Origin of the sequence: Mucilaginibacter litoreus, assembly GCF_042676805.1 — a bacterium.
Classification (GTDB): Bacteria; Bacteroidota; Bacteroidia; order Sphingobacteriales; family Sphingobacteriaceae; genus Mucilaginibacter; species Mucilaginibacter litoreus.
In genome coordinates this window covers 524373-537143 of the sequence record NZ_JBHTHZ010000014.1, presented here as the reverse complement: position 1 = coordinate 537143, position 12771 = coordinate 524373, and the positions used below count along the sequence as shown (strand labels likewise).

Sequence of the window (12771 nt, the reverse complement as noted above, 5' to 3'; positions counted from 1 at the left end):
TATGGAAGTTTTAAATTGGCTGATAGGGCCGCAGTTGATCGGCTTGATTTTTATAGCAGCTGCTGCGATACAAAAGCGCTATCCGCCAAAAGAGATCAATGCTTTGTATGGTTACCGTACTAAACTATCTATGTCCAATCAGCAAAATTGGGACGAGGGGAACCGCTACTCAACCCGCTTATTGCTTAAGTGCGGACAAATACTGTTACTTACAGGCATCTTTATCACACCGCTTATGCAGCACATTAGCAATGTAAATGTGCGCATGATAATTAGTGTGAGTATGATAGTTTCAGGCGCAATTACAACGGTTGTTCTGCTTCATTATTTAACCGAAAGGCATTTAAAAACCACTTTTATAAATAAGACCGAATGAGATATATCACTTTTGGCGATGACCAGCCTGCCATTTCTCCTGATGAGTATTTCATGAACGAGGCGCTGAAGGAAGCCCGGGCGGCATTGAAAGAGGATGAGATTCCGATTGGGGCGGTAGTAGTTTGCAAGGGCAAAATAATAGGGCGGGGGCATAACCTTACCGAGCGCCTTAATGATGTATCTGCCCATGCAGAAATGCAGGCGCTTACCGCCGCTGCCAATTTTATCGGCGGGAAATACCTGCCTGAATGCACGCTGTATGTAACGCTTGAGCCTTGTGTAATGTGCGCCGGGGCAAGTTACTGGTTCCAGATAGGGCGTATTGTGTTTGGCGCCTATGATACGCGTATGGGCTTTGGCCGCTTAAACCAAAGTATTACTCATCCCAAAACACTGATAACCGGAGGCATCCATCAAAATGAATGCGCGCAACTGGTAAAGGATTTTTTTAAAAGCAAAAGAAAAAAGTAGCAAGGCGCATTGCAGCACCGACGCCAAGGCCCTTTAGATTAGCGGGGTGATATCATTAGTAAAAACTTGTTATTGTTAGGGTGTGGATGTATCAAAGCTTACTATTGATGCCCACTTACATTTAATCAATGTCTCCAAAACATTTAGCAACAACCAAAACGGTTTTGTATCCTTTTAGCATGGATGAAAAAACACGGTAAGATATCGGATCTGACAAAGGCAATAATAACCTTTTAACATACAGGTATGTATTCTATCAAACTGGCCATGTATCTCAACGAAATCAATGTCTCTTTTGCCATGTTTTCCGCACTTCAAATTAAGCAATCCATTGCAATCAGGAGAGGTAAAATTAATCAGGCAAATGCGCCGAGAATTGCAGAATCTACCTGGCTGTACCGGGAAACGTTGCAGGCATTTGCAATTATAGAAGGCCGTTGAAGTTATAAATAAGACAACGTTTTTTCAAAATTATAATCGTTGTTACGTACTTTAATAAAAAAATGAATCATGTTTCATTTATACGAGTAATTTTCAATTAGCATATAACAATTTATGGAGATCAAGGTCAAGTTAGACACAATAATACTTTACGTTCAAAGTGTTGACAGGTTAAAGTCCTTTTATACTAATGTTTTCAATCTGGAAATAGTTGAAGAATATGAGTCCAAATGGACACTTTTAAACACAGGTAATTGCATGATAGGCCTTCATCAAATTGGTGACAAATATTTGAATGCAAGTGAAGGTTCATTCAAGTTTGATAACAATACTAAAATCGTTTTTGAAATAAATGAAGACATTAATGAGGTTAGGAAGGATTTAATTAGTCAAAATGTAGTTATGAGGGAAATAAAAACTTTTGACAACTATGATTACTGGCTGTGCGATGGAGAAGACCCTGAAGGAAATGTGTTTCAGTTTAAGCAAAAAAAGCAGTAATATATTTGAGCGTTTTTATTTGCTTTTTTTTTAGAACACGGGCTGTTACCAAATCATTAAATGACATTTCTTTAGAACAATTAGCGCTTTGTAACCTTATATTTGCTACATCACGATTTGTTTAACCCATTAAAATCAAATATTATGGCATTTACACTACCGGCGTTACCATACGCAACAGATGCTTTGGAACCACACATTGACAAAGCCACTATGGAAATTCACCATGGCAAACATCACCAGGCTTATGTTACCAACTTAAACAAAGCATTGGAAGGCAAACCAGAGGCTGATGGTAAGATAGAAGACATCATCAAAAATATTTCTAAATATCCGGCAGCGGTTCGCAATAATGGCGGTGGCCACTACAACCACTCCTTGTTCTGGACGCTATTATCGCCAAGCGGCGGCGGCGAACCTACAGGCGCTTTGGCTGATTCTATAAAAAGCACATTTGGCTCGTTTGCCGATCTTAAAACCAAGGTTTCTGAAGCGGGTGCAACCCGTTTTGGTTCTGGCTGGGCATGGTTAATTGTTACCGCTGATAAAAAATTAGCCGTTACTTCAACCCCTAACCAGGATAGCCCTTTAATGGATATCGCCGAAGTAAAAGGTACGCCTATCTTAGGTATAGACGTTTGGGAACATGCTTATTACCTGAAATACCAAAATCGCAGACCAGATTACCTTGCAGCAATCTGGAATGTTATCAACTGGAACCATGTAGCTGAGTTATATACCAAAGCTATCGCTTAATTAAGCGCATTATACTTTCAAAAAGCGGCAGGATAAACAATCCGCCGCTTTTTTTATTAAATAACTATGTATTCAGGTGTTTTAAAAGCAACAGCACATGAAACTTGTAGTTGCTATAACAGGGATGTAGATTGACAAGAAATGAAAGCATTAGTATTAGAATCTGCCGAAAACCCGGTAGTTATAAAAGAGGTTGATAAACCCGTAGCCGGCCCGGGTGAAGTACTGGTACAAATAAAGGCCGCGGCACTGAACCGCCGCGACTGGTGGATCACCCAAGGCAAGTATGCAGGCATCAAATATCCAACAATTTTGGGTGCCGATGGTGCAGGCATAGTAGCTGAAGCAGGCGAAGGAACTGAGGAATGGCTGGGAAAAGAGGTGATCATCAACCCATCACACAATTGGGGTGAGCACGCCGCGTTTCAATCCAAAGAGTTTAAAATTTTAGGTCTGCCGGATGATGGTACCATGGCCGAGTATGTGTTGGTAAAAGCAGAATACCTATACCTTAAACCCTCGCATTTAACCTGGGAACAGGCCGCCGCTATTCCATTAGCCGGCCTGACGGCTTACCGGGCACTTTATACCAAGGCAGGTATAAAAAAGGGCGATAAGGTACTGATTGTAGGCGTTGGCGCGGGCACCGGTACTTTTTTGCTTCAATGGGCTTTGGCTGCAGGGGCAGAAGTTTTTGTAACATCAGGCACAAGTGAAAAAATACAGCAGGCCAAAGCGCTTGGCGCTGCTGCCGGCGTAAATTACAAAGCACAAGACTGGGCGCAGGAGTTAAAGCATCTGGCAGGTGGTTTCGATATTGTGGTTGATAGCGCCTTAGGGCCTGATTTTGCCAAGATACCCGACCTTTGCAACCCCGGGGCACGCATTGTATTTTTTGGCGGCACGGCCGGCAATATCCCTGAAATAAATGCCCGCCCAATTTTCTGGAAGCAGATACAGATACTGGGCACCACCATGGGTACTCAGGATGAGTTCAAAGCCATGCTGGATATGGTGAATGAGCATAAAATCATTCCGGTGGTTGATGAAGTTTACCCGTTAGATAATGCTAAGGCAGCATTTCAAAAAATGGGTGAAGCAAAACAATTTGGTAAAATAGTATTGAGTATTGCATAGATGCTGCATTTAAGAATTGATGGAATAAAGTGGGAAACGCCTGATACCGCTACTTTTTACCTGGTGGAGCAATTCGGGCGAAACATACCCTATAAGGCCGGGCAGTTTATTACCCTGATTTTTAACCATCATGCCGAAGAGATACGCCGCTCATATTCGCTAAGTTCATCGCCGGATGACGACCGGCTTGCGATCACCGTTAAAAGAGTACCCAATGGTGAAATCTCCCGCTTTTTACTGGCGAAAACCAAAGTCGGCGACCTGCTTGTGGCTACGGAACCTGCCGGGATATTCACCGTTACCAATTATGAGCAGCCTAAAGACATTATATTTTTTGCTGCCGGAAGCGGCATTACGCCGGTTTTTTCGATCATTAAGTATGTTTTAAACCGGCCGGGCCAAAGCCGGCTACACCTGATCTACAGCAGTCAGCAACGCCAATCAGCATTATTTTATAATGAGCTTAATGATCTGGCGCATTTGTTCCCTGACAGATTGAACATCAATTACCTTATCAGCAATGAAGCCATGCGCATGACAAACACAATAGTTGAGCGGCTGGTAAACGAACAGATACATTACGATAAAACCGCCGCCGAATTTTACCTCTGCGGCCCGTTTGCGTATATGCGTACCATCCGCCTTACGCTCCATTATATGGGCATAGCCGACCGGCGCATTCACCGCGAAAACTTTGTACTGGAGACGGTTCCCGTAACGCGCAGCCAAACCACTTATCCCCCTCAAAACATACGCGTTAAATTCAATAATGAAGTACATAACCTAATAGCAGGCGAAAATCAGTCTATACTGCAGGCAGCGCTCCAAAACAATGTGATGCTACCTTATAGCTGCCGCAATGGTATATGTTCTGCCTGTGTGGCCCGTTGCAAAAGTGGAAAGGTTGAGATGGTTAAAAACGAGGTATTAACAGATGATGACCTTGCCAACGGATGGATACTCACCTGCACTGGCCATGCTTTAACAGATAATGTAGAGATAGATTATCCTCAAAAGTAAGCTCAAGCACATCGCATAAAAAAGCCCCCGCTTTATCAGCGGAGGCTTATTGATATTTAAAAGCTTATAATTTATTACAGCTTACGTTTAACTTCAACGTTCTCGTATGCTTCAACTATGTCGCCTACCTCAATATTATTGTAGTTGGCAATGTTTAAGCCGCACTCGTAGCCCTGGTTAACCTCTTTAACGTCGTCTTTAAAGCGCTTAAGTGATGCCAGTTCGCCGGTATGCACAACCACGCCATCACGAATAATGCGGATCTTGCTGTTACGGTTGATCTTACCATCCAGCACCATACAGCCTGCAATGGTGCCCACTTTGCTGATCTTGAAGGTTTCACGTATCTCTACATTCGCAACAATCTTCTCTTCAAAGGTTGGTGCAAGCATACCTTCCATCGCTAATTTAATCTCATTGATAGCATCATAGATGATAGAGTATAGCCTGATGTCGATCTCCTCCTGCTCGGCCAGTTTACGGGCACCTGTTGATGGGCGTACCTGGAAACCGACGATGATAGCGTCTGACGCTGTTGCAAGCAATACGTCCGACTCGGATATCTGGCCAACAGCTTTAGAGATAATATTAACCTGTATCTGCTCGGTAGACAGTTTCAGTAATGAATCTGATAACGCCTCGATAGAACCATCCACGTCACCTTTAACAATAATGTTAAGCTCTTTGAAGTTACCTACCGCTAAACGACGGCCAATTTCATCAAGCGTGATGTGTTTTTGTGTACGTAAACCCTGCTCACGCTGTAACTGTAAGCGTTTGTTGGCAATTTCACGTGCTTCCGGTTCGCTGTCAAGCGCATTGAACTTGTCGCCTGCGGTTGGAGCGCCCTGCATACCTAACACCTGTACCGGTGTTGATGGGCCTGCCGACTCAACCCGCTGGCCACGCTCGTTGGTCAAAGCTTTAACACGGCCGCTGTAGCAACCGGCTAATATCGGGTCGCCTACTCTTAAACGGCCGGCCTGTACAAGTACGGTAGTTACAATACCACGGCCTTTGTCAAGGGCGGCTTCAATTACGGTACCTACTGCACGTTTATTAGGGTTGGCTTTAAGCTCAAGCAACTCAGCCTCAAGTAATACTTTTTCTAACAGCAGATCGACATTTAAGCCTGTCTTAGCTGATATCTCCTGCGTTTGATATTTACCGCCCCACTCTTCAACCAAAATGTTCATGGTTGAAAGCTGCTCACGCACTTTGTCTGCGTTAGCGCCAGGCTTATCAATTTTATTGAAAGCGAATATGATAGGTGCACCTGCTGCCTGCGCGTGGTTTATGGCCTCGCGGGTTTGCGGCATCACGCTATCGTCTGCCGCGATAACAATAATAACAATATCTGTTACCTGGGCACCCCTTGCACGCATCGCGGTAAACGCTTCGTGACCAGGTGTATCCAGGAAGGTGATCTTCCCTTTATTATCAGGCAATGTAACCTCGTAAGCACCAATGTGCTGGGTTATACCACCGGCCTCTCCGCCAATTACGTTTGATTTACGGATAAAGTCAAGCAATGATGTTTTACCGTGGTCAACGTGGCCCATTATGGTTACAATAGGCGAGCGTGGCACAAGGTCTGCCGGATCATCTTCCTGATCAAGGTTGGCTTCTTCATCCTGCGGTTTAACAAACTCTACCTGGTAGCCAAATTCATCGGCAACGATAGATAAAGTTTCAGCATCCAAACGCTGGTTAATGGATACGAACATACCCAGGCTCATACATGTAGAGATGATCTGTGTTACAGAAACATCCATCATCGATGCCAGTTCGTTCGCTGTTACAAATTCAGTAACCCTCAATACCTTTGATTGAAGTTCCTGCTCCATTGCCAGTTCTTCGGCACTTGCAGCAACGTCATCACGTTTTTGACGACGGAACTTGGCACGCTGGGCAAACTTACCCGACTTACCTGCACCGCTTAAGCGTGCAAGTGTTGCCTTGATCTGGTCTTGTATATCTTTTTCTGATGGCTCCTCTTTAGGGCCGGCAGGCGGCGCATTACGGTTACCTCTAAAATCGGGGCGGTTGTTGCCACCCTGCGGTTGTGGCGGGCGGTTCCTGAAATCCGGACGGTTTGGGTTTATGGTGCCGCTTGGCGGTTGTTGTTGCTGGCCACCACCTTCTTTGCGTTTACGTTTACGCTTATGGTCGGCTGCATTGCCGGCCGCGTTAGATGATGCTACCGGGCCACCACGCTTTGGCTGGTTAACCGGCAACTGTATCTTACCTACTATTTTAGGCCCCGAAAGGCGCTCGGCATTGGCGCGTATAACCTCATCTTCCTGCTCATCTGTATTAGCTTCTGCAAGAGTAGTTGCATTTGTATCCGCAGCAGCAGCTACAGGCGGCTGTACTTTTTCCTCAACAGGCGCCGGTTTTTCGGCGGCCACAGGCTCTGCCGGTTTTGGCGCTTCCTGGGGCTTTTCTGCAACAGGTTCCGGCTTTGGCGCTTCTGGTACGGGGGCAGGTACTGGTGCGGGCTTCTCTTCAACCGGCTCTGGCTTTGGCGCCTCGGCGGGTTTTTGAGTTGCTGCCTGCTTACCGCTAAGATTATTAAGATCTATTTTCCCTACTATCTTAACGCCCGGTAAAGCTTCACTACGGTCTTCCCTGTTTTGCGCAGGTTCGGCCGGGGCCGGTTTTTCAACCGGAGGCGAAGCAAAATTGCCGGCGTTTTTTATCAGTATTTCCTCATTCTCAAAATCCCTGGAACGGCGAGGCTCAACAGGTTTTTCTGTAACCTGTGAAGTTTCATCCTTCCTGATCTTGCCAATACTGATCTGTTTGGCCTCCTCCTTAATAACTTTATCAGCAGCAAATTCCTTCAAAAGTACGCTGTACATGTCGCTATCTAACTTGGCCATGGGTTGCTTTTCTACCTTGTAACCCTTAGACGCAAGAAAGTCGACAATGGTACCCATACCAATGTTCAGTTCCTTTACTGCTTTAATTAATTTAATGGATTTGTCTTCTGACATTTATTATACTTTCTCTGCTAATAATCGCAAAAATACGATTTTTAATTTGTTATTCGGTTTTATTCAAACTCGGCCTGCAGAATTGACAAAACTTCTTTTATGGTTTCTTCTTCCAGGTCTGTTCGTTTAACTAATTCGCCTACCGACAGGGCCAATACTGATTTAGCCGTATCCAAACCAATCCGTTTGAATTCGTCAAGAATCCAACTGTCAATTTCGTCTGAAAATTCTTCAATGTCCACATCCTCATCGTGTTCATCGGCCTCACGGTACACATCAATTTCATACCCTGTCAATTTACCTGCCAATTTTATATTATGGCCGCCTCGACCGATAGCTAATGATACCTGATCGGGCTTTAAATATACAGCGGCGGTCTTTTTCTCATCATCCAGCTTAATTGATGTGATCTTAGCCGGCGACAAAGCGCGCTGAATGTATAGCTGAATATTATTAGTGTAGTTAATTACATCAATGTTTTCGTTCTTTAGCTCGCGCACAATACCGTGTATACGCGAACCTTTCATGCCCACGCAGGCACCTACCGGGTCTATACGGTCGTCATACGATTCAACGGCAACCTTAGCTCTTTCGCCCGGTTCGCGAACGATTTTTTTAATCGTGATCAATCCGTCAAATATCTCGGGTACTTCAAGCTCAAACAGGCGCTGTAAAAACTCAGGCGCGGTACGTGATATGATGATCTTAGGGTTGCTGTTCATCATGTCAACCTTGCTTACAACCGCACGTACGCTATCGCCTTTTTTGAAATAATCGGCTGGTATCTGCTCGGTTTTTGGCAATAATAACTCATTTCCTTCATCATCCAAAACCAGCGTTTCTTTTTTCCACACCTGGTAAACCTCTCCGGTTACAATTTCTCCAACGCGGTCTTTATATTTTTTAAATATCTCGTCTTTTTCCAGCTCCAGAATTTTTGATACCAAAGTCTGGCGGGCGGCTAAAATGGCACGGCGGCCAAAGCTTTCCAAAGTTATCTGCTCAATAAAATCGTCGCCAACTTCCAGGTCGGGGTCAACTTTATGGGCCTCTGCCAGTTCAATCTCCAGATCATCATCCTCAGAGAAGCCGTCTTCCATAACGGTACGTGTCCGCCAGATCTCCAGGTCACCGTTATCTGTGTTCACAATTACATCGCAATTTTCGTCGGTGCCGTATTTTTTCCTGATCATGCTCCGGAAAACGTCTTCCAGCACACTCATCATTGTCGGGCGGTCAATGTTCTTGAAATCTTTAAACTCCTGAAAAGAATCAATTAGATTAATATTGCTCATCTTCTCTTTTTACTTGAATGATATTAAAACCTTTGTTTCTGTTATTTTATCTGTCGGGATAGTGCTTTCAATAATTTCCGCCTTTTTCCCTTTTTGTTTAATCGTTTCTTCTATGCTAATGGCTTCCTCTCCTGCCGCAAGCAGTTTTCCCTCGCGCTTGGTGCCATCATCCATTTTTATGCTTAATAGCCTGCCAATATTTTTGGTGTACTGCCTTGTCAGCGTAAGCGGTGTATCTATACCCGGCGACGAAACCTCTAAATTATAGGCGTTTTCTATCACGTTCTCTTCTTCCAGATGAAAACCTACATGCCTGCTTATGGCAGCACAATCGGCTATACCTATCCCGTTATCACCGTCAACTAAAATGGTCAGCTTTCCGTTGGCCTGCATTTTAACATCTACCAAAAACAGGGTGGGCATATCGGCTATTTTTTCTTCAACCAGTTCTGCTACTCTCTTTTCAATATTCATTATCGTTATGTTTTTGTCCGGCCGATTAAGCCGCGAAAAAATTGATCGATAAAATAAAAGAGGGGACAAACCGCCCCCTCTTTTTAATTTCAATGCAAATGTAATATATTTCTTGCTTTTTTCAAAGTGTTAGGGCTTAAAAATCAAATCAATAAATTGCACGTTGCCTACTCTGGCCTGCCCTTTTATATATTCGGCAAGCGATATTCCCTTTCCTAACCTATATTTTCTGACGAAATAGGTTTTACCTTTAACGAAAGGCGTATCCGGTGTAAAAATCACTGTACTGTCCTGAACCGCGTATTTGCCCGGCTGTACGGGCTGATAGTTCTTTAGGTCCGTATCAGCAGGCATTGCATACACCGCGACAAGACTTTGCCATACGGCGTTATCACTGTCGCGGGATATTTCGTTGATGATTAACTTATCCAAACCATTAAATTGAAGCGAACGATGATTATCACTCAGCTTTATTTTAATATCGCTACTGTTATGTTGGGATGATGAACAACCAAATGAAAACAATAGCAAAATGAATATCGATAGTTTCATTTGCATATTAACTTTTTGTGCCAAACCAAATCCTTATTGCAAAACAGTATAAATTAAAAATTATGATACAATTATTTCCCCTTCAGCGTTTCTTCAAACAATTTGTAAATACGTTTATACTCGTCCGTCCAACTGCTGGGTTGTTCAAAGCCATGGTCTTCAACAGGATAAGGCGCAAGCTCCCAGTTCTCTTTGTGCAGCTCGATCAGTTTCTGGCTTAAACGAACGATATCCTGGAAGTTTACATTCTGGTCTATCATCCCATGGCACATCAATAAGCGCCCTTTTAGTCCGTCTGCAAAATAAATCGGCGAGCTTTGCCGGTAGGCCTTTTCATCGGTATAGGGCTCGTTTAAGATGTTTGATGTGTAACCGTGGTTATAATGTGCCCAATCTGTTACTGAGCGCAATGCTGCACCGCTGGCGAAAACCCCGGGCTGGGTAAACATGGCCATCAGTGTCATGAACCCGCCGTACGAGCCGCCATACATACCTATATGCTTTGGGTTTACACCGTATTTTTCAACCAGTAATCTTGCGCCGTCAACCTGGTCGGTAAGGTCCGTACCGCCCATGTGCCTGTAAATGCCGGTGCGGATATCGCGCCCGTAACCCGAGCTGGCCGTATAATCGATATCCATTACCGTGTAACCGTTATCAACCAGCATATTGTTAAACATATACTCCCTGAAATAGCTGCTCCACCAGTAATGCACATTTTGCAGGTAGCCCGCCCCATGCACAAATATCACGGCAGGCTTTGCAGGGTCGGCATTTTGAGGCACATAAACCCGCGCGTAGATGTCTTTACCCAGGCGGTTTTTAAAACTGATCACCTGCGGCTCTCTCCACGGATAGGAATTAAACTCGGGCGTGGTTGAGGATGTAACCTTTATCGCCTTTGCACCGGGCTGATTAGGCTGTATATAAAGTTCCCAGGGTTTGTTGGAGTAAGAGTAGCGTATAGCAAGCCATTTTTCATCGGGAGAAAGGTCTACCTCGTTCCCACCTTTCATACCTGTAATTTTAACGGGAGTGCCACCGGTAACAGGCACTTTGTAGAAATGCGTAATACCGGGGTGCTCGATATTGGCGGTAAAGTAAAAGGTTTTCTTATCGTTTGATAGCTGCAGTGTTTGCACCTCCCATTTACCTGATGTGATTTGCTTTTTATTGCGGCTTATAACATCTGCAAGGTATAAATGCGAGTATCCGCTTGCCTCGCTCTGGTAATAAAAATGCGTATTATCCGCCCACCCTAAACTGCTGCTGCCAAACCACGCGCCGGTACCGGGACCACCAATCCAGGCATCGTCGTGCTGGCGGTCGAGCAGGGTGAGTTTGCCTGTTTGCGGGTTAAGCAGCATCAGCCAGCGGTCTTTGTTATCCTGCGCGTCAACGTTAACAACCGCATATTTACCATCGGGGCTCCAGAAAGGGCCGGTAATGTCAGCCTTTCTGTCGCTGTTCTCTTTTTTTAGCGCGGCCAGTTTATCCGGATAATCTTTATAAAAGGCTGGTATATCCTTAATTCCCGGTATGGTTTTAATATTAATCGCGTATACCGAGTCTCGCTGGGTATCAAAGATATAAAACGCTGACTCAGGCCGTGGAGCCCCTACTTTTGTACGGTTCGGGATATCCTCGGTAAAGCCGGTAGTGGTTACATAGTTAGGCACAATGGTTGCTTGCGCTCCCTCCACCGGGGATGTTAGCCTGTAGGTGATGTACCTGCCATCCGGACTAAGCTGCTGCATGTTTACCCTTTTGTTACCAATTGCTATTTCTTTAAGCTTATCTGGTTGCTCGTCCGCCCGCTCTGCCGAATCCAGCCTGCGGTCTTTATCTTTAATAATGTCAAATAACTCCAGCTGCTGTTTTTTTAACCATTCGGCCTGCTCTGTATCTTTCGGCTTTTTCTTGCTACCGGCTTCCTTTACAAAACGGGTTAACTGAACAGTCTGGCCCGAATTATATTTGATTGCGTACAAATCATTCCCACTGGTGTAAATTATCCGGCTGTCATCGCCGGTAAAAGCAGGGTTGCTTTCTGTGGCTACGGTGTTTGTCAGTTGTATCGTCTTCCCAGATGGTGCCTGCAGCAAAAAGATATCGCCGTTTTTTTCATAAACCTTAAGTGTGCGGGTTTTATTCCACTTACCGTCCGCAGGTATCATAGCGCGGCGTTCGTCGGCATTTACTTTCACCGGCTTCAGATTGGTTGGTGTGATGCTGAACAAACCGTTACGTTCTGCTTGATCAGGGTTCCAGTCGAAATAGATCTTTTTGCTGTCGTCGCTCCAATGTATGTTTGTTGGGGATATACCCATCCACTTAGGGTCGCGCATGATTTTTTCAACCGAAAGCGGACCAAGATTTTGAGCAATTGCAGATGTAGTAACTGATAAAAGAGATAAGATTAAAAGTTTTTTCATTATGAAACCGGTGATACAACCTGCAAGTTAACAGTTTGCATCATAACACACATGATGTTTTCTAACAAACAGCACTATCAACCGGTAGTTCAAAACAAAAAAGACGCTGATGCGCGCCTTTAATTGGTTAAGGTATTCAACTTTTCCCATGATCACGTTTTCATGCATCCAGGGCTTAAAACAGGTGTTTATGTGGTGACAATGTTTTGCCACCTAAATTTTCATCAGCCTGATCAACAACAAATTATGCGTGTTCACGATGTTCACTTGTGTGTTCGTGAACATTACAAATACAAAGGGCTTTATAGATAA

Annotated in this window: 12 protein-coding genes; 7 read left to right on the top strand and 5 right to left on the bottom strand. The window is 44.4% G+C overall.

What is annotated here, in order from left to right:
- Window position 1: 1 nt before the first annotated feature.
- From ACFQZX_RS18225 to ACFQZX_RS18195, 7 genes are all read left to right on the top strand, one after another.
- On the top strand, window positions 2–376 hold the full coding sequence (locus ACFQZX_RS18225) for an SdpI family protein (RefSeq protein ID WP_377118091.1): 375 nt from the start codon (window positions 2–4) through the stop codon (window positions 374–376).
- Window positions 373–849: a nucleoside deaminase gene (locus ACFQZX_RS18220; protein WP_377118089.1), complete on the top strand. Its 477-nt coding sequence runs from the start codon at window positions 373–375 to the stop codon at window positions 847–849. The genes ACFQZX_RS18225 and ACFQZX_RS18220 overlap by 4 nt, the downstream gene beginning before the upstream one ends.
- A gap of 246 nt (window positions 850–1095) precedes the next feature.
- A complete protein-coding gene (locus tag ACFQZX_RS18215; protein WP_377118087.1) occupies window positions 1096–1290 on the top strand; it encodes a hypothetical protein in 195 nt (64 codons plus the stop codon).
- 114 nt (window positions 1291–1404) lie between these two features.
- Window positions 1405–1791: a VOC family protein gene (locus ACFQZX_RS18210; protein WP_377118085.1), complete on the top strand. Its 387-nt coding sequence runs from the start codon at window positions 1405–1407 to the stop codon at window positions 1789–1791.
- Window positions 1792–1935: 144 nt separating this feature from the next.
- Window positions 1936–2547: a superoxide dismutase gene (locus ACFQZX_RS18205; protein WP_377118084.1), complete on the top strand. Its 612-nt coding sequence runs from the start codon at window positions 1936–1938 to the stop codon at window positions 2545–2547.
- A gap of 141 nt (window positions 2548–2688) precedes the next feature.
- Window positions 2689–3684: a quinone oxidoreductase family protein gene (locus ACFQZX_RS18200; protein WP_377118083.1), complete on the top strand. Its 996-nt coding sequence runs from the start codon at window positions 2689–2691 to the stop codon at window positions 3682–3684.
- Window positions 3685–4704: a 2Fe-2S iron-sulfur cluster-binding protein gene (locus tag ACFQZX_RS18195; protein WP_377118082.1), complete on the top strand. Its 1020-nt coding sequence runs from the start codon at window positions 3685–3687 to the stop codon at window positions 4702–4704.
- Window positions 4705–4778: 74 nt separating this feature from the next.
- Here ACFQZX_RS18195 and infB read toward each other — a convergent pair whose 3' ends face one another.
- From infB to ACFQZX_RS18170, 5 genes are all read right to left on the bottom strand, one after another.
- A complete protein-coding gene (infB, locus tag ACFQZX_RS18190) occupies window positions 4779–7703 on the bottom strand; it encodes a translation initiation factor IF-2 (protein WP_377118080.1) in 2925 nt (974 codons plus the stop codon).
- A gap of 59 nt (window positions 7704–7762) precedes the next feature.
- Complete coding sequence (gene nusA / locus ACFQZX_RS18185) at window positions 7763–8998, bottom strand: transcription termination factor NusA (RefSeq protein ID WP_377118078.1); 1236 nt, start codon at window positions 8996–8998, stop codon at window positions 7763–7765.
- 9 nt (window positions 8999–9007) lie between these two features.
- Window positions 9008–9472, bottom strand: a complete 465-nt coding sequence (rimP, locus tag ACFQZX_RS18180; RefSeq protein WP_377118076.1) for a ribosome assembly cofactor RimP — start codon at window positions 9470–9472, stop codon at window positions 9008–9010.
- Window positions 9473–9601: 129 nt separating this feature from the next.
- Window positions 9602–10024, bottom strand: coding sequence for a hypothetical protein (locus tag ACFQZX_RS18175; protein ID WP_377118074.1), 423 nt, complete (start codon window positions 10022–10024; stop codon window positions 9602–9604).
- 71 nt (window positions 10025–10095) lie between these two features.
- Window positions 10096–12459 carry a S9 family peptidase gene (locus tag ACFQZX_RS18170; protein WP_377118072.1) on the bottom strand — a complete coding sequence of 788 codons (2364 nt, stop codon included), beginning with the start codon at window positions 12457–12459 and terminating at the stop codon, window positions 10096–10098.
- Between the last annotated feature and the right edge of the window lie 312 nt (window positions 12460–12771).